Source organism: Enterococcus sp. LJL128 (assembly GCF_056924295.1).
This window is the reverse complement of record NZ_JBXPBP010000006.1, coordinates 36088-60068: the sequence shown is the minus strand read 5'-3', so window position 1 is coordinate 60068 and position 23981 is coordinate 36088. Positions and strand designations below refer to the sequence as shown.

The following is a 23981-nucleotide window of genomic DNA, read 5'->3' as shown; positions in this document are numbered from 1 at the left end:
AGCAGGTGAAAAAGCAGTTACTGATCGTAGACGGCTATAATATGATCGGGGCTTGGCCGGAGCTGGCCCGATTAAAGAATCAAAATAAGCTGGAAGATGCGAGAGAAGAATTGCTTCATCGGTTGTCTAATTATGCTAAATATGAAGGCTTAGAAATCATTGTTGTATTTGATGCACAACTAGTGCCCGGCATTCAGCAAAGCTACCGCAAATATCAGCTAACGGTTATTTTTACAAAGGAAGATGAAACTGCCGACAGCTATATCGAGCGAACTGCTGGAGAAAAAAATGATCTTTTGACTCAAGTAACGGTTGCTACAAGTGATTTAGCAGAGCAATGGCTGATATTCTCCAAAGGAGCCTTACGAGTGTCAGCAAGAGAACTGTATGATCAGATTCGCAAAACAGAGCGGACAATCGCCATCCATGCTACAGACATTAAGTTCCAGAGTTTTAGGCGGAACTCGCCGTGGAGCCTGGAGCAGCTATCTAAACTATCAGATGTTTTGGAAGATTTGTCTAATAAGAAAGAATGACAGCATAATAAAAATACGTAAAAAAATGATCTTTTCACTTATAAAGTGTAAAAATTATTCAAATAATATAAAAAGTTCTCTAAAAGAAGAAAATATTTATCAAAATATATTTTCTTCTTTTTTTGTCTTCTTATTTTAAATCGAAAAATGGTACGCTCTCTTCAACAAGTCAAAGACTATTTAGTTGAGGGGGGAATAAAGTGAATCAGTTCGAAAAGATATTACAGGGAGATTTTGATGCATTTGCTCAGCTGTATCGGAAGTATCATCCAGTAGTCTTTAAAATGCAGACAAAATATTACTTGAAAGGGTTTGATCAGGAGGATTGGCTTCAAGAAGGCCGGATTGTTTTTTTCAGATCTATTGAAAAGTATAAAGATGGGCATAATGTAACAATAGGCAATTTTTTTAAGCTTAACTTTGAAAACCACATCCGTAGCCTAGTGAGAAAACAGTGCGCATATAAGCGAAAGAGTGACATGTCTGCTGTCTCACTAGATCAGAAAATAGACACGCAGGGGGAAACGTTTTTTGACCATATGCAGATTGAAGAATCCCAGACGCTGGACTATTTAATCATCAGAGAAAAATTGGAGGAATTTCCCAGTATTTTATCTTCCTTCGAACGGGTTGCATTCGAAGAATATATGAACGGAAAAGAGCTGAATGAGATTGCAGAAGATTATTCCGTTCAGCAGGTAAAAGTTAGGAGTGCCTATGATCGAGCGAAGAAAAAAATTAAATCATTGATTTATGATTAGAAAATAAAAAGAAAAATGATAAAAAAATAATTAAGGTAGAAGTAGTTGCAATTATTTTTATGCTATGGTAAACTTGATATTTTCCTCTATATAAGCTATAATGTTTTCTGAGGTGAATGTAATGCCAACAACTTTAGCTTCAATAAAGAAAGATTTGGAATGCCGTATTGGCAGCAAAATAACATTGACTGCGCAAACGGGGAGAAAACGGCAAACAGAACGTACGGGTGTTTTAACTGAAACATATCCATCTGTTTTTGTTGTAGACTTAGATCCAGATGAAAACTCATTTGAACGAGTTTCTTATAGCTATTCAGATGTGTTGACACGCACTGTAGAAATCGAGTTTCTCGGTGAAGCTGTCTGAATATAACAAATTAAGCGAAGCAGGACAGGTCATTGTCTTGCTTGGCTTTTTTTGTTTGCAGCGTCTTCTATCTATATCCTGGTGTTTTTCATATGTACTTCGGTAAAAACATATGTTAGAATTTTAAAGGATTGTACGACAGGATGGCAATGCAGAGAAATAGGTGGGGAAATGGAGATAATTGAAAAAGCGCCAGCGAAAATAAACTTAGGGCTGGATGCATTATATAAGAGAGAAGACGGCTATCATGAATTAGAGATGGTTATGGCGAGTGTAGATTTAGCTGATCGGCTGATTTTCGAAACACTGCCGGAGAATCGAATTATTTTGGAATCAAACAATTCTTTTATTCCTCTAGATAAAAAAAATCATGTCTATGCAGCGGCAGAACTGCTGAAGCGGAGACTATCGATTCAAGAAGGTGTCAGAATATACATTGAGAAGCAGGTTCCTGTAGCAGCAGGATTAGCAGGCGGCAGCAGCGACTGCGCAGCAGCTCTTCGAGGTTTAAACCGATTATGGCAATTGGAATTAACCAATCAAGAATTGGCAGAGCTAGGCAGTGAGATTGGTTCAGATGTCCCGTATTGTATTGAAGGCGGTACTGCATTTGTTACTGGCAGAGGTGAGAAAATTGAGAAACTGCCGCCAATGCCGCAATGCTGGGTTGTATTAGTAAAACCCAAAATGAGTGTTTCAACGGCCTCTATTTTTGGCAGTCTTTCCTTTAATAGTATTCAGCATCCAGATATCAAGGGATTGAAAGATGCGGTACTGGCACAGGATTATCAAAAAATGACTGAACAAATTGGCAATGCACTGGAATCAGTGACCATTCAAAGATACCCCGTTGTCCAGCAGATTAAGGATCGGATGCTGAAATTTGGTGCTGATGCAGCATTAATGAGCGGTAGCGGCCCTACTGTATTTGCATTGTGTGATAAAAAATCGCGGGCTCAAAGAATTTATAATGGCTTAAAAGGTTTTTGTGATGAGGTTTACCTTGTTCGGACATTGAAGTAGTAAATAAAATGTGAAGCGAAGGGCAGTGTTTTCCGACACAATCCTTCGCTTTTTATTCTTATAGATTCTTAATCTAAAAAATAAACATAGAAAATTTCTATGTTTGTCTTGACGAATTTTTTTTCTTCTGATAAAGTAGTTCTTGCTCTTAAATCGTAAAAATTACGATTTGTCTAAATAAATCGGAATGGAGAGAGATGATGAAGAGAAAATTTTTGAAATATAGTACAGGTATCGGTATGCTGTTAGTTGGTTCATTGCTTTTATTGAGTGCATGTGGAAACTCGAAAACAGCATCTTCCAATGAAACGAATGAGAACGGCATCAAGATAATGACTACTTTCTATCCGATGTATGACTTCGCTAGTCAGGTAGTGGGTGATGAAGGGACTGTGGAACTGCTTATTCCTTCTGGAACAGATGCCCATGACTTTGAGCCTAGTGCAAAGGATATTGCGAGAATTTCTGATGCGGATGTTTTTGTATACAATAGTAAAGAGTTTGAGACTTGGTCAGAAGATATTCTTAATAACGTAGATCAAAAGAAGGTAGCTGTCATAGAAGCAAGTCAGAAGATTGATTTGATGGAAGGCAGTGAAGAAGACCACGACTATGATCACGAAGAAGACGCAGCTCATGAAGGACATGATCATAGTCATGAGCTTGACCCTCATGTTTGGCTTGATCCAGTTTTGGCACAAAAAGAAGTTGAGGAAATTCGCGATGGATTAGTAAAAAAATACCCAGATAAAAAAACTGTATTCGAAAAAAATGCTGCCGCTTATATTGAAAAGCTGAAAGCCTTAGATGGAGAATATAAAACTGCTTTTGCCAATGCTGAGAACAAAACATTTATCACGCAGCATGCTGCATTTGGCTACCTGGCTAAGCAGTATGGCTTAACACAGGAATCAGTTTCTGGTATCTCTCCTGATCAGGAGCCTTCGCCAAGCCGGTTGGCAGAGTTGAAAACATTCATCGATGAACACCAAGTAAAGGTAATCTATTTTGAAGCGACTGCTTCTTCCAAGGTAGCAGAAACATTGGCTAATGAAACAGGTGTGGAATTGTCTGTTTTACAAACATTGGAAAGTCTGACTGAAGATGAGCAGAAAGATGGGAAAGACTATCTATCTGTTATGCAGGAAAATCTTGCTGCCTTGAAAAAGAGTATCCGCTAAACGGATAGAAACAAAATAAAGAAATGATTGAAAGACCGGGACAGAAGCGTTAAGCTTTGAGAACCAGATAGATACTATTCAAAAGCAGTTCGTACCTCACTGTGTTTTTTAGCAATAAGAAGGATTTTTTCTGAACAACTTTACAAATTTTAAAGAAAGTTCGGCTTATTTCCGAAAAAAGCTGTTTTTGTACAGCAGTCTATTCGAATTTTAGAAAAAGAGGAGTTTGGACCTTTGTTATGTCCCAAACTTTGAAGCGAAAAGGAGGTGCAGCAGGGGTATGCACTATATTGATGTGAAAAATTTGACCTTTTATTATGATGACGAGCCTGTGCTGGAGGATGTTTCTTATTATGTTGACCCAGGGGAGTTTGTCATTTTGACAGGGGAAAACGGTGCAGCTAAATCGACATTGATAAAGAGTACACTCGGTCTGCTTAAACCAACTAGTGGAACGATTACTTTAGCGGACAAAAATGCGGACGGAGAAAAAATCAGCATGGGCTATATTCCTCAGCAAATTGCTTCGTTTAACGCAGGCTTCCCTAGTACCGTTTTGGAGCTGGTACGTTCTGGCCGTTTTCCTAGAAAGCGCTGGTTTAAGCCGCTGAGTGAAAAGGATCATCTCCATGTAGAAAAAGCTTTAAAGGCTGTAGGAATGTGGAATATGCGCCATAAACGTATTGGTGAACTATCTGGAGGACAAAAGCAGAGAATTAGCTTAGCGAGGCTTTTTGCTACTGACCCGGATTTATTTATCCTAGATGAGCCAACAACTGGTATGGATGAAGAATCACGTAATGAATTCTATCGCCTGCTGCGGCATAACGCTCATGATCATGGAAAAGCTATTTTGATGATTACTCATGATCATGAAGATATAAAAGCTTACGCTGACCGCCAGATTCGTCTGGTGCGAAAGGAGGATTCTCAATGGAGATGTTTTCATATGAGTTCAGAAAAGGTGTAAGTAATAAGTAAAAAGCTGTAATAACAGCATTCTTGAAAGTCTTGTTTTGTGCATAGGGAACCAAAAAGTAGTTATTGTTCTCAAAAATGTTCTCACTAGAATGAAAATGAAATTAAAACAAAGAGCATTATCTAAGAAAAAATAGATAGTGCTCTTTGCTTTGATTTTTTTGCTTGTCCCCATCAAAAAGAGAATATTATAGAAAGTTAAACATGTAGTAATAACTAATCAATTTTCTTTTATATGCCTGATAGGATGGTTCCCGCCACCTAACTCTACTTCTTTTCCTTTATTCGTTATAACATATTCATATTCTTCATCAACTACTTTTGCAGTTTCATTTAGTCCTAAATCTTCTAATGTTCTGATGTATCGTGTAATTTTTTCAGAATATTCTTTTTTTCCAGTTTTTAGATATTGGACTAAGTTGTGAAGATACTCTATGTTCATTCTTTGTTCGTAGTTAGATGAATTAACAGGTTGTTCTTTTGTCATTGCAATGTATTTTTCAGCAGTTTCATAATCATTTTTGTAGATAAGCATAGTTATGATATTTCTCATAACATTGTAAGCAAAAATTATAGTCTTGTGTGATCTTTCAAGTTCATTTTTGACAGGAATAGCTTTTTTTACAATTCTTTTAGCTTGTTGCTTATTGAACCTTGCACTTGCATTTAATAAAAGATTGTAATCGTAGTGTGTTAAAAATGTTCTTTTTTCGATGTAAGTGCAAATGTACTCTTTTTCCTCTTCTGTAATATCTTCTACTTCTTCATAAATCGCACAAAACATTAATTTAATTGCTATGTAGTTATTAAGCTCTCTTAAATTTAATTTCTCTATTGATTTGTTGTAGTAGTGAGAAAGAAGCCTTTTTTTCTTTTCATTGTTTTTAGGATGTTCAGAACAATATCTGAAAAGTGAAATGAAGTCATTTTGCTTTTTATCTAAATCAGACATACGTATAAATTCTTCAGAGGTTATTGATAATCTATCAGTTATAGTGTTGAACTCCTCTATGTTCACAGCTTTAGTATTGTTTTCAATTCTTGAATAAGTAGAAACATTAGTATCTAAGAGTTCTTTTTGTTTTTGCTTGTTGTTTAATCTGAAAAAACGAAATAAATCTCCTGTTTTCAGTGCTTCCACCTCCTTTTTTGCATTATAGCAAATAATTATAATAAAACACATGTTTTTTTCTGATTATAAGAGAAATTAGGGTTAAATTTTGCTGTATTGAAAATCTTACTTTAAAGTATATCTATATTTTAGCTAATCTGGTAAATTGTAATCATACTATTAGAAAGAGGTGAGATAATGTTTCTAACTACTTTGTGGGGAATTGTCACTCTTGGATTTGTTGGAGGAGTATAATTTAATTCTACCATTGAAAAAAGCAAGAAAGCATTCGTTGCACAATGTTTTCTTGCTCCATTTATTAATCAATCTGTATTGTAGTATAACAAATCGTTGTAAAAAAAACATTAGAAAATAACTATAAACTATTGTAATCAGACCCGTTTATGATATAGCACTTTCTATAATTACTTTTTGGCGGTGGATGTTATGCGTGAAAAAAAGGAGCAGTTAATAAAACTCATAATTGAGACAGAAGACCCAGCTGTCATTATTCATTTTTTAAGAGTTTTAGAAACCATAAAAAAAAGAGCTGAGTAATTTCAGCTTTTTTTTATTTTTGTGCAACATAAGATTTTATCAAAGCATGAATATGTAATAATTCATCATTATTTAACAAAGTTAAATCTTGAACAATTTCTGCGAAAATAGGATTATTTTCGGGATGGATTAAACGAATACTAGCTTCAACTAATTTTTCATCAGGTTCTGTAAAATCTGATTTTCCAGTCAGGTAGTCAGTAGTTGTATGTAAAGCAGCAGCTAGGCTATTCAAACTTTCTATTGACGGTTCAGTTCTTCCTCGTTCCCAACTTCCAACAGTTTGTTTAACAACATTTAATTTGTCAGCGAGGTCTTGTTGAGTTAAATTTTGAGCTGTTCGTAGCTCTAGTAATCTGTCTTTAAACACTTTTAAATCCTCCTCTGACATTCTTTAGTAATTATATCAAAAAAAGTAAACAAAGTGTTGACAAACTACAAAACGTAGTATAGTATGTAATTAAGGAAACATAATGTTACCTAATTAATAAACAAAAAAGCATTCACGAAAAGAAAATAAAGTTCCATTTCGCAAACACTTAGTTAAAAACTAGACACTTTTATTTTAAGTGAGTTGATGAAATAATGCAAGGAAGATTTTTTTTCTATAGAATGATTGTAAGTCTTTTTGAGGCGATGTAGAGTAGCCTATGAACGTCTATAAGGTGACTAGTAAAGTACACCGTATATATCAATTCACTTAGCTGATAGGCTCTCTCTGGGCGATTGGGTAGTGTTGATATGAATGTGGGATAATCTAATCTTTTTTAGTGATTAGTAAAAATAAATAATTAAGATTAAGGACATTCTGTAAGAGTGTCCTTTTTCTATTGTCAAAAATAGAAAGGTGGAAATTGATGAAAAGTAAGTGGAAAAAAATGATTGTTGTATTTCTGTTTGCAGGAACAATGTTTTTGATGAATGGATGTAAAAATGATTCGAACTCTAAAGGTCTAAGTGAAAAAGCGGTAATTTATATTGACCCTGAAACGAAAGTTAACTACATTTTTTATTCTGAAGGGTATGGAGACACTAGCAGAGCAGGTTTGAGCGTTCGTTATAATTCTGACGGAACTATCTATGTTTCTGAATGAGGAAAGTAAATAAGGAGTGATAAATTGGGATTTGAAATAATTGTAGAAAGAATTTATTCAGTTAAAGATGAAAATTTTGCTGATTTCTCAAAAATGAAAGTAGATTTGATTCAATATCATGCCGCCTATGCTGAAAAGCTTGGTTTTGTAGATGAAATGGCTCTTAATTATAGTAGTCAGGATGTCTTAGAGTATTTCTTAAATAATGATTACAACAGATACATTATAAAGTATGAGGGTGAAGCAGTAGGAATCCTAGAATACTATTTCAAAGATTCTGATGTAGTCAAGAATGAAAAATGTATTTATATTGATAATCTCTTTATAAAAGAAGAGTACAGGGGAAGAGGATTCTCAAAACTGGTGCTTAGTAATTTAGTTATCAAATGTAAGAACATAGAACTATCTTGTTACTATGATTTACCTGCAAATGATTTCTATAAGAAAATTGGTTTTAAGAAACTGTATACAACTTATTTTAGAAGATGAAGAGTAGCAACCACTCCACACTAAGAAAGGAAGTAGGTAATGAATAGGACTATTGAGAGAAAAAAAGAGATTCTGATTGAAAAAATTAGAGAAATGAATGCTGAAAATGCTGATGATGTAGTTGCAACAGTTCGATATGAGATTGAGCAAATAAGATTTGAAATGTACGAAGAAAGTAATGAAGAATAACAACCACTCCACACAAGAAAGGATGTTGAAAATTATTAGTGAAAAAGTGTCAATAATAATTAGAATTTTTGCAGATTGGTTGTGGTGGGTGATGGCGATAATAGTTGTGATTTTTCTTACCATTGAATATTTGAAATGGTCTGTATCAATTCCTGATAGTAAAAAGGAAAGTCCAAAGAAAAAAGTGGAGTTAAAAAAGAAAAAATGAATAGCAATTTTTCTTTATGAGAGTATCTATATGAAATAGATATGGGTATTCTGATAAGGCTGAATTGCCTTAATGCTCTTTGAAAAATAAATAAGGAATACCAGTAGGCTGATTAGAGGACTTACTCTTTCGAGGTTAGAATCTAATCATCTGGTACTCCTCTACAAAAGGTTTCCCTCTTGCGAAATGTGGTAGTTTCAGTATAAGGGATATAAGAAAAAATGCAAATTTTTCACTTTTGGTTGGTTGCAGCACCATTTATAAAAACTGTAGTCGTCTTTATTGAAAGGCGCTGATGGTACTACATGGAACTTGTGAGCCTAGTAATAGTAAGCAGGTGTACTTGACTGATAAAGAATCCTGAACAACCGATAATGCCTGAGCGGTGAAGAGCTGCGAAAACGGAACGGTGATAGTGCGATGATCTCATAATTGAGGGAGCGTGTTGAGACCTAAAATCTTAAATTTGAGTGGGTAAATAATAGAAAGTGTTTGAATATTAATGAATGAAGCATACGTGCTAAAAATGTAGATGAATAATTTCAACACTTAAAATATAGAATTAAAAATCAATTCTCATGGGAGATACAAAAAGCATAAGACACTAATAGAAGAGGTATGCAGCTATTTTTTATGAGAATAGATTTGAAGTAAATAAAGAAAAAAATGAAATTTTAGGAGGAATGCTATAGTAATTTTTGATAACCTGCATAGGCTTATTTTTATCGAAAAATTATAGATTGGAGATAGATATGTCAGGAAATTTAATTAAAAATGCCGAAGATTTACAAGAGGCATGGGGTGATTTTGAAAATAATCTGTTTAATGAGATTGACCAAATTGTTCGTTTGTCTGGTATTGATGTAGAAGTTCATGAATGGAATATTCATGAGATAAAGGAAGATATAGGAATGTTAACTTCTGCAAGCTGTATGGGTGCAACTGAACTATTTGAAATGGAATATTCTGAATTAGGAATGGAAGTAAGTTATTTAGAAAAACTTTTTAATGAAAGGCATGACGATTGGATAAATAATGTTCGAGAGGAATTGAACAAAATTATCCATATTACAAAAAATATGAAATAAAATCTGGAGGAAATAAAATGGCAAAAGTTATTCAAGAAGTTGCAGTAAAACAAGAAGCATTAGGAAAGAAAATTAAAGCAGTATTTACTCGTGAAATGAATGTCTATGAAAATGGTCAAGTGGTAGATAGGGGGCGTGTGTTTACAGCTTCATCAAAAGAACAAAGGGATTTTGAAATTATAGTTGCAGGTTTAAAAAATTCAGTGGTTTTTGAAGGAAAACAAGAAATTTCTTTGATTGCTCCTAAGATTCGTATTCAAGCGACTACGAATAATTGGAGTGGTAAAAAAGCAATGAATCTGGTAGTTGATGCTGAAAAATTAGAAGTAGTAGGATAGGAGAAAAAAATATGGGATTAACTTTTGAAAAAAATTGTATTAAGCAGGTAGATGTAAAAGGTACTTTTGGAAACTTGGAATTTTTAGATTTTGAGGAAAAATTTGTCTATGATTCTGAATCGAAATCATACACAACAACAGTAGATGAAATTGTCGTTATGTTATATTCTAGTCAAATTAAGGACAACGTAGAAATTTCGGTTCCGGCAGATTTTGATTTGAGTAAATTTGAATATGAAGACAAAGTAGAACTGTTAGAACATGTGACAGCTACTGTTTGGCAAAATAATTATTCAACAACAGGACGTGATGGAAAAGAAATTTGGCGTTCAGAACAGGCGTATAAAATTCGTGCAGCAGGAATTAAAAAAGTCGGTGCTGAAGCGAAAACATCTGAAAAAAATAAACCTGAAGGGGTTGGCAAGTAATGATGTTTCGTACTTTACCTCAAATTGAGGCGTGGTGGTATAAGCATTATGACGAACGAATCAAAGACGATTTAGGAAAGTTGCATAAATTTGATTCGTTATTTACTGAAGAACAATTGAAGGAACTGAAAGCCATGTGCGATAGATTTATCACACAGGGCTTTTCTATTGTCTCTGATACGTTTAGTGAATGGTTTGCAGACGGTTCTGTAATTACTCCTGAATGTGTCAATAACGCTTTTAACAAGCAATACAGCTTTTGTGAACAAGAAGTAGAAGCATTTCTTTCAGATATTAGAAAGGAGTAAATGTGACTAAATTATTTAAATATCGAGGTGCAAGGATACGTTACGGACATAGGAACGCCTATCTGAAGTATCATATTGCTTTGCTATCTCCTTTTATAATTGGAATGTTTGTATTAGGCTATTTGCAGCTCTTTCCACTGATAATGGCTTTTCAATCTTCAGAAATTTCGGATTGGAAAGTCTTTATCTTTCCTGTAGCTCTTCAACTGATTATTTTATTACTTGCTAATGTGATAGTTGCACTTTTCATGCAGCATTCAAAAATTAATGCAGGTTTCTTTTTGAGAGTTTTTCATAAGCAATTAATTGCTAATTCTTTGATCTCAAATAACTTTGTTCAAACGAAAGAAAAAAAGAATGGTACTAACTCAAAAAAACAAAAGTATAAGCTGCCAAAAGTTTATTATAAAAGGTCAAAATTTATGACTGAAATTTCTTTTCCTACTGACGGAGGAAAATTTCATGATAAATTCTTGACGATGGGAAAAACACTAGAAGAAATGATGTTAGCTGATTTAGTTGAGGAGGAAAGGGATTTTGGTTACATTAGCTATCACTTGTTGACGGATGTAATAAGAAATCGAATATCTATTGATGAAGTGGAAGTGACAGAAAACGGCATAAAGTTAATGAATGGGCTTGTGTGGGATTTTAATGAAACGCCTCATATGTTGGTTGCAGGAGGAACTGGCGGCGGAAAGTCATATTTTCTTTACTCGCTAATAAAAGCATTTATGACTGTGGGAACAGTGGATGTTTGTGACCCGAAAAATGCTGATTTAGCCGACCTTGCGACAATTCCTGCCTTTAAAGGTCATGTTCATTATGGAAAAACACCTGAACCGATTAAACGTTGCTTGGAAAACGGCGTAAAGCTGATGGAAGAACGTTATAGATACATGAAGTCACTTCCCAACTATGTTTCAGGAAAAAACTATGCTTATTATGACATGCCGCCTCATTTTATCGTTGTTGACGAGTGGGTGGCATTTTTCAGTGCTTTGGATTATCAAGCACAAGCAGAAATAATGAAGCCTATTCAACAAATCGTTCTTAAAGCACGACAAGCAGGGATATTTCTGATTTTAGCTATGCAACGTCCAGATAGTCAATATCTTGGCGGGGGTATTCGTGATAATTTGATGTTCAGGGTTACGGTTGGAAAATTGGCTCCAATCGGATATCACATGGTTTTTGGTGATGAAAACAAAAATAAGCCTTTCTTTAATAAAAAAATTAAAGGGCGCGGTTATGTTGACGATGGGTCAAGTGTGCCGAGGGAGTTTTATAGTCCGCTTGTTCCGAAACATTATAAATTCTTAGAAGAATTTGGAAAAATCGATAAGATGATTGAAATGGATTTTAGTGAAGCTGCTTAGATGTAAATAGAGTAGGAGGATTGGGTGGAAATAACTGAAGAAAAATATACGTTTGAAGAGTTTGAAAGAAAAAGAAAGGAATTTGAAAAGATATTTTTGTTGGTGGGGGTCGCAGTTGTAATTTCTGCATTGGTCGCCATTTTTGTGTATCTAATTCTAGGTTTCTTTTTGGTAATCGGGAGTTTTGTTATTTTATATTTCTGTAGTTTTAGTTGGGACGAGCTGTTTAATGATTTTGAAAGAAATGCTGAAACAAAATATTTTGAGGTAAGCAAAGATGAAATTGTATCTCATAAATATCTGTGCTCGGAATGTGTAGTGATTCTTGACAAGTACGAAAATAAATATGAGTTCATGTTAAAGGTAGATGGGAATCTCTTTTTTAGGAAAATTAATAATAACTTTAAAGTTGAAGTTATTGATTTGGAGGAAGGAAATCCCTTTTTAGTGACTTTTCAAAAACGATATTCCGATGAACGTTTTGAAAAAGTATTTCCTTATTATCATGGAGGAATTAGTTATGAATTGCATGTTGGAAAAGATATGTTGACTATAGTTTAGGAGGAATGGATTGTGAAAGTTGTAGAAGTGAATTGTTATGGAAAAGACGGCGATGAATTGATAAAACAGTCATTTTTGAATGCCCGAATGCTTGGTATTAACTTAATGATTATTAAGGTGAACTCTGATCAAAAATCGTTGTCTGATGTTGAAGAAACAATCAATGAACAATTAATTTTACTGAAGGAGAAGAGCAAAAATTGTTCTGATAAACATTTAAAAGGGATTACTGAAGCAATGCTGCAATTAATGAATGGACTTGTAGAAATTAAAAAAATGGAGGGTAATGATGATGGAAAAAGTTAGAGGAAAAAAGCCAACAAGAAAAATCAAAGAAGCATTATCTGCTTATTTTGGCGGCTGTATTAGAGTAAATGGGGCTAATTGGTTTGTCATTGAAGAAAATGGGACTGAGGTTACTTGTCAGAATAGAAAAACAAAGAAACAAGTGATTTTGAATGTAGGTTAAGAAAAATCTCTGTAGGAAAGGATAGTAAAAAGTGTATTACAAAGATGAAATGATTGAGAGAATCAAGAGTTGTGTTTTTTCGAAAGCTAGTAATCATTTTGGGATTACTTATTCTGTTGAAAAGCATTTTGATACCTTTTTTTATGAATCGGAAGGGTACCGAAAATTGTTGAATGTTTCTCAAAGTGAAATTGATATTTTAAGTGTTGAAAGGTACTTTGCTGAAGAAGAAATTTATGAAACCTTAATTTTGGATGAAGTAATCAGAAAATTAAACCTTGAAAAAGAAAAAGAGGATTCTAAGTTTTTCGAAAGTTTTTCTAAATGGAAGAATTAGATTTTACGGTTGCTGGTATTCAATTTTTAGTAGAGAGTAAACGATGAAGACACGATTATCATTGAGGCAACTGATAGTTTGTCTAGTTCAATTATCTCATAAGAGTTAACTTAGAAAAAATTCGCTAGGAGGTAAAATTTTATGTGGGAATGTGGAGTAATCGGAAAGTATGAGTATGTGGTTCTGTTGTTTAACACATACAATAAATTTGGTCTTGAAGGGGGACGTATTAGAGCTCTTTCCTTAATTGACTCTGTAACAGGTGAAAAAGTTGTAAGTTATGCGCAAGGTTGGGGAGATTTAAAACCAAAAACGTTAGAACAAAACAAAACGGTGAATTTGATTTTAGATAAATTTTCATAGGAGGAGATACGCTTTTATGTGGGAATCTGGAAGAATTGAAAAATATGAGTACAAAATTCGTGTGTTTGAAATGCCCAGCAATTTTGGTATTGAAGGAGGACGTATCAGTAATCTCACTTTAATTGATACGGAAACAGGTGAAGAAGTAGTTGATTACGATAGAGGCTGGGGAGGTTTAGAGCCGAAAAATGCTGAACAAACAAGAATTGTAAAAATGATTGTTGCTAAGTATTCTTAGGGAATGTAAAAATTTGGATGAAACAAGAAGGATGGCAAGCCTGCTGTGCAGGACTTGTGCTGTGCCGATTAAGGCGCAGCTTCAGACTTCTACAGGTGAGGGGGCGCTGTGCGCCTCCTCACCTGTGAAAACCCCCAATCTATAATATGGGGGTAGAAATAAAATAACAGCATATAGAAAGTTGCTTTGAAACTATGGTGCGTAAGGATTTTGAGTGTTTGAAAATTGGTTACCTTTTTTTGAGAAGTTGGTTACCTCTTAAAAAAAGACTTGATTTATCAATGTTCTATACCGATAGTATTTAAACACTACTTGTTATTTTTCGTTAGGTGGAAATATATGAGAGGAATTGATGTTAAGAGGCTTAGGAAAGAAATGAAGCTGTCTCAAAAAGAATTTGCTGACACCGTAGGTGTTTCAAGACCAATGATTAGTCAAATTGAATCAGATAAGAAAAGCGTATCTGATGAATTAGAGCTTAAAATTGTAGAAGTATTTAATATGTGCGGTGGCACAGCTTCTGTAGAGGCAAAGATTGATTTCTTACGTATCCGATTTAAAACTCATGATGTAGAAACGATTATTTCAAAAATATTGCATATGGATATGAATTGGTTTGTGCATGAACAACGAGGATTTTATAAATATACTGAGACGTTCTATTTTGGAAGTATTCGTATCTTTAGAAATCCACAAGATGTGAATATGGGAACTATGATTGATTTGTCAGGTGAGGGCTGTAGACAACTGGAACAAATTTTTGAAGAGGACAATGAAAGAACTTGGACTGAATTTTTTTGGTCGCTGTATGAAGATGATTTGTTTGGTCGAGGCGTTTTGGTAGATACAAAGGTTACTAGAATAGATATTGCATTAGATGAATTAATAGTCAGTGGTGAAGAAAATTTTGACCTTCATTTGTTGAAGAATAAAATGGAATCTGGTTTAGTGTCTACGTCATTCAAAAATTTTGATGATAGAGGTGGGATGTCATGGGAGAATAAAAAATGGATAAACAAAGGTTTAACGCTCTATTTTGGAAGTCGTCAATCGCCGCTCCATTTTTGCTTTTATCAAAAAGACTATGATTTTGCTAGAAAAGAAAAAATATCTGTAGAAGAGGCTCGTTTGAAATATCGAGTGAAAAATCGATATGAAATCCGATTAGCTGATGAGAAAGCCTTTCTGTTTTTGGAATATTTTTTGTCTTCAGGTGAAAGTCTTGATTTTCTTGTAAAAGAGTTGATTAATGAATCCTTATCCGTATACGAAATAAAAAATGGTCATAGAGTGTTTTGTCAGGCGTGGTATAACGTTATTGATAAAATGAAAGGATTGAAATTATCAGTTAAAGGTGAGAAGCCGTCTATTGAAAAAACGCTTCGTTGGCTGACTAATTATTTAGCTCCTTCCTTAAAAATGATAAAAGTTATTGATAATTTGATTGGTACGGATGAACTGAGGGAACGAATTGAGGTAGCCGAACTTAAAGACAAGCATTATGAAATGATTGAAATGGTTTGTACGGATACAAAAGAATTATTAATGAGTGATTCTGATCTAAACGATATAAAAAAATATGTGAAAGAATCTTTTGGACTTTCTAAAGAAATGGATGAAGTTATAGAGGAAGAGGAATATGCCTATCCTTTCTAACTTTTTTTATTTTGGAAAAAAGGAGGTGTTGAGCTTGCTAGAAAAACTAGAAGCTATGGGAGAAGAGTTATCTCAAGAAGAATTTGTTTCTCAATATATGGAAGGTATGAGAAGTATGTTTGCAACACGTTTTAAGATAAGAGAATTTTCCGAACGTGAAGAGCAGATATTTTCGTTTGAAAAGAAAGCATGTGAATTATTCTATTTTTCATTTAAGAAGAGAAATAAAAGAAGTCCAGATGTAAAAGTTTTAGAAGATTTTGCAAGGGAGGCAAGAAGAACTCGTTTTATATCAGCCTTTGGTAAATCAAATCAAGTAATAGATTTATTGGGCTTTGTATGGCGGCACATAGAACGTGTGAAGTTGCAGAAGGAAATGAGAGTTGAAAGACTTCTTCCAGAAAGTTATGAAATGATTCTTGAAATGGAGAGGCATAAAGCGGCGGTCTATTTTAAAGAGAATGATTCATATTTTGGTGAGTATGCTTATTTAGCAATAAGCTGTTCGGAAGAAATGATTGCAAAGGGTTTAGATGATTTAATTGAAGGATTCCATGAGCAATACGCTGATTATTACTGTAAATTCGAGAGAAAGGAGGAGCCTTGATGGTTACTCCTATTTTTAAACCTCGTAGCAAATTTTTAAATAGGTATCTGAAGGTAGATGTAGTAGAAATGCTAGAAGAACATGGATTTCTTGTTGCTGAAACAGAAAATGATTTGGAAGATACTATTTATTTTGAAAAGCATGAGGAAATGATTTTTAAAACGCTCGGTTTGTCTAATGTGAAGTTCAATGTAAAACGTGAATTTGTTGCTGAATATCAGTTATCAGAAAAAACGTCTATTTTTGTTGAAGGAAGATATCGTAGAAATTTATCTGGTGATAAGCAATATAACATGTTTGGCTATCTGTTTTACAAAAGAGGTTTTTTAAAAAAATCTGAACGAATAATTAATGAAAGGCTTTATTGCAGCGGTGTTAATAAGGTACAGTTTCTCAAATTGTTTGAAGAGAAAAGAAAAATTTTTATGAAAGATGAAGAGGAATAAGGTAATGGATGAAGAAACAAGGGAAAGATTAAAAGAAGAGGCAAGGCAATTACTAGATAAAAAAGGCTTTATTGTTGATGGCATGTTTGAAGGTGATTTTATTCAATGGGTAGGCGCATATGCTAGACCGAAAGACAAACCCACTTATCTTGACCCAGCAGATGAAGCGGAAGCAATGTTACAGGATAAATATAGTGTGAATGGATTCAAGCAGGATTTTTCAGAATGGTTTGAGTGGAAGGTCGTAAACGGTCAGTTGGAAGAAATGTAATTTGAAATTTATATTAAGGAAAGAGGGAAAGATTTGAAAAAAACATTAGGAACATTATTTATTTGTACGGCTGTACTTGGATTTGTTATCACCAATCCGACTTCAGTAGCAGCAGAAACAGTGAAAGTGGATAGAGAAAATCCTTTGATTTCTGCAACTAATAATTTAATTATTGAAAAAGATTTGAAGGAGAAACCGAAAGTTACAGTTACTACATCAGACAAAAATGATGTTGTTGAACACTTTGACGATGTGTCAAAAGTTGTGCCGGCTACTTCATTTTTAACTGAATATGGATGTACTCGGATTACTTTTTCTAATCTTACTAAAGAGACGATTGTAAATGTAGATTACGGATATGTAGGTACTTATAAAGGTGAGAAAATATATGGAGTGATGAATTATCATAGTATGATTAAAAAAGACACTGGTGAAAATGTGTTGATTATTTCTGACAATCTTTTTAGTGGCTATTGGTATCTTTCTATTAATCAAATTGATACAGATTTAAAGCTCTTCTATGAAGATGGAACAAAAGTTGATCTCGAAGGTGATTCGTTTATCGGGTTTAATTCATTAAATGGTTCTGGTAAAGAGGCTCCTGCTGAAGAAACTGCAAATGAATATGTAGCTTATTTGAATCAAGCTGAAGGGATGAAAACCTATATTACAGATGATTCAAATGTGATTGAAATGGATAATAAATATTCTGAAGGTAAAGTTTATGCAGGAGGTTCAGGGAACTTTTCTGATAGATTAGGGCTTGATACTTTCAAAAGAAATACGGTTAGTTTTCAAGTATCAGGTTCAGAAATGAAATTTCGAATTGGAACATTAAAAGGAAGTACAGCCGTTTGGAACTCATTTTCAAGTGCTACGTTGTTTACAGCAGTACCTGAAGAACCTATCAAAGATATTGTAGATGTTGAAAATGAGGATAGTTCAATAAATGGTGAAACGGTTGGAAAAGGGCAAGTTGTCACCTATAAGGTTAGCCAAAAAGTACACACTTTAGGTGTAGACTTATTGGAAAGATATTCACAATTTTCAATGTCGGACAAATTGCCTGAACAAGTATCATATGAAAAAGCTTGGTTTACTGGTGAAAGTAATGCTGACATTAATTATGATGAAGGAGCACATACAGTGACTTATGCTGCTTCAGAAACATTCTTAGAAGAAATGCCTTTATCAGGTGAAACCTATGATTTGTATATTCAAGCAAAAGTGAATGAGGATGTGGAATCAACGGAGGAACTTGTAAATGTTGCTAGTGTAATGATTGATAATTCAGTTCAAGAAACGAATCTTGTTTCAAATCCGCTGGAAGTTGTTCCTGTACCAGAACCTAGCTCTGAACCTGAACCGTCACAAACAAGTAGTTCTACAGTTACAACTTCTTCAGAAGAGCCAGAACCGAAAGAAATTCCAGATACAGCGCTGGGCGGTACTGGTGAAGTAATTGGTATCTCTGCGGCAGTTTCAGTCATTGTTTCTCTAGTAATTAATTTCTATTTTTCAGGAAAAAAGAAAGATGAATAAGGTGTTGTGGTGGTTAAAAGATAATGCGGTTTTGGTTATTTTGATTGTTGCTATTCTTTCCGTTGCAGCAGGAATGTATTTTTCTTCTCAATATAAATATGAGGTGATTTTTGAAAATCAAAATAAACTTTTAGAGGTTGCTAGAGGAAGAACACAAACTGATCTAAAACCTATCGTAGAAAATACAGCGTTTAAAAAGAAGCAGGAGCAGGAAGTAATACAGGATGAAATTACACGTCCTACCATAGCCGATTTGAAAGAGAATGAAGGCTTGTTGCAGGAAGTAAAAGAGAATGTAGTAGCTGAAGTAGAAATTCCAAATATTGATTTAAATGTGCCAATCCTTCAGGGAACGACAGCAGAAAATCTAATGTATGGAGCAACCACCTATTTTGAAAATCAAAAAGCTGGTGAAGGAAATTATGTGCTGCTTAGTCATAATGTGAAAGAAAACTCGAATATCCTTTTTAGTAATTTGAATCAGGTAACTAAAGGCATGGTTATCTATGTTAAGGAAGCAGGAGAAACCTATAAATATAAAGTGACTGGTACTGAAGTAGTGAAAAATACTGAAGGAGCAAAGGTATTTAAAGAAAGTGAAAAGCCAATTTTAACTTTAATAACTTGTGAAATTGCGTATAAAACACCGAATCGATTTATTGTGTATGCTGAATATTTTGAGTAAAGAGAGCCTAAATAATAGGTTCTCTTTTTTATAACAGAAAGGAGCGTGGAAAGTGGGCGTATTGAAGAAAGAAAAACTACACTATGAAATGATTTTTAAGTTATCAAATGGTGAAGTGATTCGAGAACCGATTGAATCAAAAAAGCCAATCACTAAAGAAGCCGCACTGAAAAAATTTTATAAAGTAAAAAAAGGCGTACTTTATTTTAGAACGAATCAAAGTTTTCCATCTGTTCAATTATCGAGTATTAAAGAAATGGATTTGAAATATCTTTCTCAATCTGAAAATCAGATAGAGGATGTGACAAATGAAACGAAGAGTGAAGCTGAAATCAATTTTGATGGAAAAATGTTATCTGAAAAACGAAAGGAAATGAATTTATCTCAGGTGGCTCTTGGGAAAATTGTTGGTATCCCTGCAAGAAAAATTTCTGATTTTGAGCGTGGGAAAAAAGAACCGTCACCAGAAGAAAGGGAGGCATTGCTTAATGAATTGGGCGGCAATGAGGAGGAACAGGAGACTGTTGAGGCTGTTGAAACTTTTGCTGAAGAAAATCTAGAACAAGAAGAATCTGAAGTAAAAGAGGCGGTTGTTTATCCTGTTTCCCTTGTGAAAAAGGATAAGAAAAAAAGGAAAAAGAATCTGCAAAAGCCGCCTAAAGGGAGTAAGAAAGTGAGTGTTGGTGCTAGGGTCGCTATATGGGGGTTAATAGCTGTTGCAGGTGGTTCAGGTATTTATGCGGTTATGCAAGCAGAAGTTGCTAGTAGCACCTCGAATGGGATGAAAAGCAGCGTATCTGCTATAGAAGAACGTTTGAATAATCCTGTAGAAGAAATTGATTTGACGACACAAACCGAAAGTTATTTTAAAGGGTTTATTCCTGTATTTATGAATATGTCGTCTTCTTCTGATGAACAGGATGAACGTGAAGGATTACTGAAGACATATTTTCCAGAAAGTTTCAGTTTTCAGAAAAGTAGTAGTTTTAAACGAACACTAACAAATTTCTATTTGTATGAAATTACTGAAGAAAAAGGCTACAGTGTGGCGGCATACGTAGTTGAGTATGAATTAGAATATGTGAAAAATTCGACTACTAACGAATCTGAAAAAGAGTTCAAAGAAGCAGAAGGTACGTATACACAATTACTAAGCATTCCTTTTGTGGAATCCGAGGGCTTGTTTGCGATTGTAGATTATCCGTATTTTTCGGTTGCTCCTGCCCTAAAAGGGATGGGTGAGCCGTTGCGTGATACTGAGGGATTGAGAGAGGCTTCTATTGAAAAAATGAATGAAGTATCAGAATTTTTGAAGCAGTTCTATACAAATTATGCTAATTCTTCTACTGAAGATATTGCTTATATGATGGAACAGCCAGAAACGCTTAGCGGTTCTTATGAGTTTCTTTCCAGTCAGGAAAAAGTCTATGAAGATGGTGAAAATGTTGTGGTCAAAGCAACAGTGACTTTCAGAGCAAAAGGAACTGATATTGAACATGCTGAGAATATGACGTTGAAACTAAATAAAAAAGAAAATAAATATTTTGTGGAAAAACTACTACACAATCAAGGAGGGATTAATTGATGATTACGTTATCAAGAGTGTTTGAAACAGTTCAAAGTGAAGGACAATATATTCTATATATTATTATTTTTTGGAAAATGTGGAAAGAATTTAAAAATGAAAAATGGCTGCAATTTGCAACAACTATTCTAGTCGGTGGTTTATGTATATATATCCTTGGAGCCCCAGATTCACTTAGTTCAGGATTCTCTTATATCGGTGATTTGCTCTTTAGTAAGAAGTAGGTGTTGCTATGAATAAACAAACATTCAACTATGAAAAAATTATGAATGAACCAATCAAGGTGCAGCAGGTAACGAAAACATGGTATCTAAGAAAACCATTTGAAATTAGAAGAGGCGTTTCAATGGTTGTTATAGCATTAACTTTGTTTATTATTTTTAGAGAATTGATATTTTTTATCAATTCTCTAATGCCAGGTTTAATGTATGTAATTTATTTTGGTATACCGTACTTTTTAACTGAAAATTTATTTAAGTTGAAATTTGAACACAAGAAGCCGCTTGTCTATTTAACGGATTTGTTGAGCTACTACTTGAATATATTCTTACCAAAAAAGAAATATTGTAATGATGAAGCAACAAGCCTATCTAAAACGATAGTGTTTGAAGAGGTGAAAAATGATTGAAAGGAGAGTGAAGAATGGCTAAAGGCACATTGATCCAAACGCCACTAAAAACGATACACAATAATATGATATTGACTAACGATGGCGATGTTTGGGCGTACTATAAAATTCATGCTGACGAGACGAACAGCCATAATTTTATACAACGTGAAAAATTCAAGAAAAAATGGCATAGATTTATTCGAAGAAATCTATCCCGTTTTGATGATTTTGAGCTGTTCATGTATCCAAAGGATTTGCAGCTAAGGGCTAGATTTAAAGAATTGCAGCCTGAGTTATCTGACGATTCGAGGGAAATAGGAACATACTACATGAATGCTACAATCAATAAACTAGAATCTGAATTAGGAATGGTAACTACTGAAGCCTATATTTTAGGCGTGAAACTAAAAAATGTCTTTAGTGATGATAATCCGATTGAGGCAATCAAACATACCGTAAATGATTTGACAGATAAAATTCTTATCACTTTAGGAAAAAATCAAACGATTGACTTAAAGAAATTTGATAGCATTAAACCTGCTGAATATGATTTAAGGGGAGCGGTTAGGGGTGTTAGAGGTACGCCGCTAACTGAAGAGGAATCAACCTATTTGTATCGGTTGAATTTTATTAGAAACTTACCTCATGTTGCAGAAGAGGAAGGGAGAAATAAAAGCAATATTACTAATTCTTTGTTAGATACTGCCGAAAATGCGGGATTCATGACTATTCGTGTAGGGAATGAAGAATCTGTGATTACGCTCGTTCCTGTTGCTCGATTTGAAAATCTCAATATTTCTTATAATCATTTGTTCGAAGTTGCTCAAAATATGAACTTCCCTTGTGAGTTTCGATTGAAAGCCCATTTGATAGAAATTGAAGGTTTGAGAGGATTTAAGGAAAAAGTATCTAAATTAAAAACAAGGTATAAGACGAACAGGCAAGAGGCTGCTAAATCTGGAAATGCAACAACGGATAAGAATAAAGAGGCATTATTTGCGGTTAATCGTTTAGAAAATCAAATTGATAAAAAAGAGCCGCTCTTTGAATGGTTCGGCTGCTTTGTGGTCTATGGAAAAAACGTAGATGATTGTAAACGTAGAAGTGATTCTCTTATTCGGACTTTAGGAAAACGTGATATTGAGGCAGTTCGACCAGTAGCAGACCAACTGTCGCTATTCTATCAAATGTTGCAAGGTAGAAGTGTTGAGGGAATGGATAAATGGCTTCAGATATCTGCTTCTGATTCACTCGCTGAAACGATGTTTGCGGTGACAAACAATGTGGGAAATAATGCAGGTTGGTATATTGGGCGTGTAGATAATTTCTTAGAATCAGATACAAGAGAAGCTAGTGTTTCAGCTTCCAGAAAAGCGATTCTATTTAATCCGCTGGTTGCCAATCAAGGAAAACAGCAGCGAGCAAAAACTAGGTCGCCGCACATTATTATGACAGGTGAAACAGGAACAGGAAAGAGCTATCTAATGAATATGATTTTCTTATATTCAAGTTTCTTGAAAATAAGGATTCTTTTTGTTGACCCGAAAAAGGAGAAACGAAAACAATTTGAGGCAATAATTAACAGCAAGTTTTATAAAAAAAACTATCCAATTTTTGTGGAACATTTAAAGAAAATCCACTATACAACGTTAGACGCTGACAAGCAAGAAAATCATGGAGTATTAGACCCGATTGTATTCTTGAAAGGAACCTCTGCTAGAGATACAGCACATGCAATGTTTGATTCACTTTATGATTTAACTGGAAAAGAAGATTTGGAATCTTCACTTTTAACTGCTCTTGATGTAGTGATTAATCGTAGAGAACTTGGTGAGCCTGTCGGGATGAAGACAGTACTTGAAATGTTACTGAATGATAAAGAAGAATCAGTGCGTAAGGCTGCTGAATTAATGCAAAAGAAAATCCATAACTCAATTTTAGAGTTAGGTTTCTCTGATGGAAGTACAAAGGCTTTGGATTTAAAATCTCGTTTGAATGTGCTTGAAATTTCTGGAATGGAATTACCTGAAGCTGATGTGGATTCAGAAGACTTTGAAGATATTCATAGAAAATCTCTTTGTCTTATGTTGCCGCTTGGAAAATTCTGTGAAAAATTCGGAAGTGAAAATCCTGAAGAATTTACGATGGAGTTTTTCGACGAGGCTTGGATGTTTACAAAGGCTAGAGGTGGAAAAGCAATTCTTAAATCAATGAAGCGTATCGGACGTTCAATGAATAATGCTCTAGTTTATGGTACACAATCCGTTGAGGACGCTAAAGACAAGGACGATAAAGGACAATTCGGGACAATCTTTGCTTTTGATGAGCCTTCGGAACGAAAAGCAATTCTTAGTCACTTAGGCATTGAAAATTCTGAAACAAATGAAAAATTGTTGTCTGGTTTGCTGCAAGGTCAATGTCTCTATAGAGATATTTATGGAAGAGTTGCCAAAATGTCTGTTCACAATCTGTTCTCTGAATTTGATAAAGCAGGGGAAACAGTGAAAGAGACAGCTTCTAGTCATGCTGAAAGTAAATATGCTGCATAAAAAAAATAATAGGAAGGAGGTGAGCA

Annotated in this window: 33 protein-coding genes; 31 read left to right on the top strand and 2 right to left on the bottom strand. The window is 34.3% G+C overall.

The features are described from left to right. The first annotated feature begins 5 nt into the window (after positions 1-5). The 6 genes from AC1Z3K_RS09320 (at position 6) to AC1Z3K_RS09295 (ending at position 4838) form a co-directional block, all read left to right on the top strand. Positions 6-536, top strand: a complete 531-nt coding sequence (locus AC1Z3K_RS09320) for an NYN domain-containing protein (RefSeq protein WP_426083074.1) — start codon at positions 6-8, stop codon at positions 534-536. 200 nt (positions 537-736) lie between these two features. Next, positions 737-1297: a sigma-70 family RNA polymerase sigma factor gene (locus AC1Z3K_RS09315; RefSeq protein ID WP_426083072.1), complete on the top strand. Its 561-nt coding sequence runs from the start codon at positions 737-739 to the stop codon at positions 1295-1297. A 121-nt stretch (positions 1298-1418) separates the two neighbouring features. Next, the gene (locus tag AC1Z3K_RS09310; RefSeq protein ID WP_426083070.1) at positions 1419-1664 is read left to right on the top strand and encodes a Veg family protein; all 246 of its coding nucleotides are present in this window, start codon (positions 1419-1421) and stop codon (positions 1662-1664) included. Positions 1665-1835: 171 nt separating this feature from the next. After that, the gene (gene ispE, locus AC1Z3K_RS09305) at positions 1836-2687 is read left to right on the top strand and encodes a 4-(cytidine 5'-diphospho)-2-C-methyl-D-erythritol kinase (protein WP_426083068.1); all 852 of its coding nucleotides are present in this window, start codon (positions 1836-1838) and stop codon (positions 2685-2687) included. Positions 2688-2887: 200 nt separating this feature from the next. Then, on the top strand, positions 2888-3868 hold the full coding sequence (locus AC1Z3K_RS09300) for a metal ABC transporter substrate-binding protein (RefSeq protein ID WP_461732561.1): 981 nt from the start codon (positions 2888-2890) through the stop codon (positions 3866-3868). A gap of 280 nt (positions 3869-4148) precedes the next feature. Continuing rightward, a complete protein-coding gene (locus AC1Z3K_RS09295) occupies positions 4149-4838 on the top strand; it encodes a metal ABC transporter ATP-binding protein (RefSeq protein WP_461732560.1) in 690 nt (229 codons plus the stop codon). Between the two features lie 228 nt (positions 4839-5066). Here the strand turns inward: AC1Z3K_RS09295 and AC1Z3K_RS09290 are convergent, their stop codons facing one another. Both AC1Z3K_RS09290 and AC1Z3K_RS09285 read right to left on the bottom strand, forming a co-directional pair. Then, complete coding sequence (locus AC1Z3K_RS09290) at positions 5067-5987, bottom strand: Rgg family transcriptional regulator (protein WP_461732559.1); 921 nt, start codon at positions 5985-5987, stop codon at positions 5067-5069. 541 nt (positions 5988-6528) lie between these two features. Beyond that, positions 6529-6885: a helix-turn-helix domain-containing protein gene (locus tag AC1Z3K_RS09285; RefSeq protein WP_461732558.1), complete on the bottom strand. Its 357-nt coding sequence runs from the start codon at positions 6883-6885 to the stop codon at positions 6529-6531. Between the two features lie 487 nt (positions 6886-7372). On the opposite strand from AC1Z3K_RS09285, the gene AC1Z3K_RS09280 reads away from it, so the two are divergent. The 25 genes from AC1Z3K_RS09280 (at position 7373) to AC1Z3K_RS09160 (ending at position 23955) form a co-directional block, all read left to right on the top strand. After that, entirely contained in the window at positions 7373-7609 is a 237-nt protein-coding gene (locus tag AC1Z3K_RS09280) for a DUF6440 family protein (protein WP_461732557.1), read from the top strand. A 24-nt stretch (positions 7610-7633) separates the two neighbouring features. Beyond that, a complete protein-coding gene (locus AC1Z3K_RS09275; RefSeq protein WP_461732556.1) occupies positions 7634-8098 on the top strand; it encodes a GNAT family N-acetyltransferase in 465 nt (154 codons plus the stop codon). A gap of 39 nt (positions 8099-8137) precedes the next feature. Then, the gene (locus tag AC1Z3K_RS09270; protein WP_461732555.1) at positions 8138-8287 is read left to right on the top strand and encodes a hypothetical protein; all 150 of its coding nucleotides are present in this window, start codon (positions 8138-8140) and stop codon (positions 8285-8287) included. After that, positions 8277-8495, top strand: coding sequence for a hypothetical protein (locus AC1Z3K_RS09265; protein ID WP_461732554.1), 219 nt, complete (start codon positions 8277-8279; stop codon positions 8493-8495). Before AC1Z3K_RS09270 ends, AC1Z3K_RS09265 begins: the two co-directional genes overlap by 11 nt. Before the next feature lie 752 nt (positions 8496-9247). Further along, positions 9248-9583, top strand: coding sequence for a hypothetical protein (locus tag AC1Z3K_RS09260; RefSeq protein WP_461732553.1), 336 nt, complete (start codon positions 9248-9250; stop codon positions 9581-9583). 17 nt (positions 9584-9600) lie between these two features. Next, entirely contained in the window at positions 9601-9921 is a 321-nt protein-coding gene (locus AC1Z3K_RS09255; protein ID WP_461732552.1) for a hypothetical protein, read from the top strand. Between the two features lie 11 nt (positions 9922-9932). Then, complete coding sequence (locus tag AC1Z3K_RS09250; protein WP_461732551.1) at positions 9933-10349, top strand: DUF961 family protein; 417 nt, start codon at positions 9933-9935, stop codon at positions 10347-10349. Next, positions 10349-10657: a hypothetical protein gene (locus AC1Z3K_RS09245; RefSeq protein ID WP_461732550.1), complete on the top strand. Its 309-nt coding sequence runs from the start codon at positions 10349-10351 to the stop codon at positions 10655-10657. Before AC1Z3K_RS09250 ends, AC1Z3K_RS09245 begins: the two co-directional genes overlap by 1 nt. A 422-nt stretch (positions 10658-11079) precedes the next feature. After that, positions 11080-12036: an FtsK/SpoIIIE domain-containing protein gene (locus AC1Z3K_RS09240; RefSeq protein WP_461732549.1), complete on the top strand. Its 957-nt coding sequence runs from the start codon at positions 11080-11082 to the stop codon at positions 12034-12036. A gap of 24 nt (positions 12037-12060) precedes the next feature. Beyond that, positions 12061-12597 (top strand): hypothetical protein, encoded by a 537-nt coding sequence (locus tag AC1Z3K_RS09235; RefSeq protein ID WP_461732548.1) that lies wholly within the window; start codon positions 12061-12063, stop codon positions 12595-12597. A gap of 12 nt (positions 12598-12609) precedes the next feature. Further along, entirely contained in the window at positions 12610-12903 is a 294-nt protein-coding gene (locus AC1Z3K_RS09230) for a hypothetical protein (RefSeq protein ID WP_461732547.1), read from the top strand. Next, entirely contained in the window at positions 12890-13066 is a 177-nt protein-coding gene (locus AC1Z3K_RS09225; RefSeq protein ID WP_461732546.1) for a DUF6906 family protein, read from the top strand. Before AC1Z3K_RS09230 ends, AC1Z3K_RS09225 begins: the two co-directional genes overlap by 14 nt. Before the next feature lie 31 nt (positions 13067-13097). Beyond that, the gene (locus tag AC1Z3K_RS09220) at positions 13098-13403 is read left to right on the top strand and encodes a hypothetical protein (protein ID WP_461732545.1); all 306 of its coding nucleotides are present in this window, start codon (positions 13098-13100) and stop codon (positions 13401-13403) included. Positions 13404-13544: 141 nt separating this feature from the next. After that, on the top strand, positions 13545-13766 hold the full coding sequence (locus AC1Z3K_RS09215) for a DUF7678 domain-containing protein (protein ID WP_461732544.1): 222 nt from the start codon (positions 13545-13547) through the stop codon (positions 13764-13766). A 16-nt stretch (positions 13767-13782) separates the two neighbouring features. Next, positions 13783-14004: a DUF7678 domain-containing protein gene (locus AC1Z3K_RS09210; RefSeq protein WP_461732543.1), complete on the top strand. Its 222-nt coding sequence runs from the start codon at positions 13783-13785 to the stop codon at positions 14002-14004. 339 nt (positions 14005-14343) lie between these two features. Next, positions 14344-15660, top strand: coding sequence for a replication initiation factor domain-containing protein (locus AC1Z3K_RS09205; protein WP_461732542.1), 1317 nt, complete (start codon positions 14344-14346; stop codon positions 15658-15660). Between the two features lie 34 nt (positions 15661-15694). Then, complete coding sequence (locus AC1Z3K_RS09200) at positions 15695-16267, top strand: hypothetical protein (protein WP_461732541.1); 573 nt, start codon at positions 15695-15697, stop codon at positions 16265-16267. After that, positions 16267-16713: a hypothetical protein gene (locus AC1Z3K_RS09195; RefSeq protein ID WP_461732540.1), complete on the top strand. Its 447-nt coding sequence runs from the start codon at positions 16267-16269 to the stop codon at positions 16711-16713. The genes AC1Z3K_RS09200 and AC1Z3K_RS09195 overlap by 1 nt, the downstream gene beginning before the upstream one ends. Positions 16714-16717: 4 nt before the next feature. Further along, positions 16718-16984, top strand: a complete 267-nt coding sequence (locus AC1Z3K_RS09190; protein ID WP_461732539.1) for a hypothetical protein — start codon at positions 16718-16720, stop codon at positions 16982-16984. A 33-nt stretch (positions 16985-17017) separates the two neighbouring features. Then, positions 17018-18526 carry an isopeptide-forming domain-containing fimbrial protein gene (locus AC1Z3K_RS09185; RefSeq protein ID WP_461732538.1) on the top strand — a complete coding sequence of 503 codons (1509 nt, stop codon included), beginning with the start codon at positions 17018-17020 and terminating at the stop codon, positions 18524-18526. After that, positions 18519-19211 (top strand): class A sortase, encoded by a 693-nt coding sequence (locus tag AC1Z3K_RS09180; RefSeq protein ID WP_461732537.1) that lies wholly within the window; start codon positions 18519-18521, stop codon positions 19209-19211. The genes AC1Z3K_RS09185 and AC1Z3K_RS09180 overlap by 8 nt, the downstream gene beginning before the upstream one ends. Before the next feature lie 52 nt (positions 19212-19263). Continuing rightward, positions 19264-20796 carry a conjugal transfer protein gene (locus AC1Z3K_RS09175; protein ID WP_461732536.1) on the top strand — a complete coding sequence of 511 codons (1533 nt, stop codon included), beginning with the start codon at positions 19264-19266 and terminating at the stop codon, positions 20794-20796. After that, positions 20796-21020, top strand: a complete 225-nt coding sequence (locus tag AC1Z3K_RS09170; RefSeq protein ID WP_461732535.1) for a TcpD family membrane protein — start codon at positions 20796-20798, stop codon at positions 21018-21020. Before AC1Z3K_RS09175 ends, AC1Z3K_RS09170 begins: the two co-directional genes overlap by 1 nt. A gap of 8 nt (positions 21021-21028) precedes the next feature. Next, on the top strand, positions 21029-21424 hold the full coding sequence (locus AC1Z3K_RS09165) for a TcpE family conjugal transfer membrane protein (RefSeq protein WP_461732534.1): 396 nt from the start codon (positions 21029-21031) through the stop codon (positions 21422-21424). Between the two features lie 14 nt (positions 21425-21438). Next, positions 21439-23955 carry an ATP-binding protein gene (locus AC1Z3K_RS09160; RefSeq protein ID WP_461732533.1) on the top strand — a complete coding sequence of 839 codons (2517 nt, stop codon included), beginning with the start codon at positions 21439-21441 and terminating at the stop codon, positions 23953-23955. Positions 23956-23981: the final 26 nt, after the last annotated feature.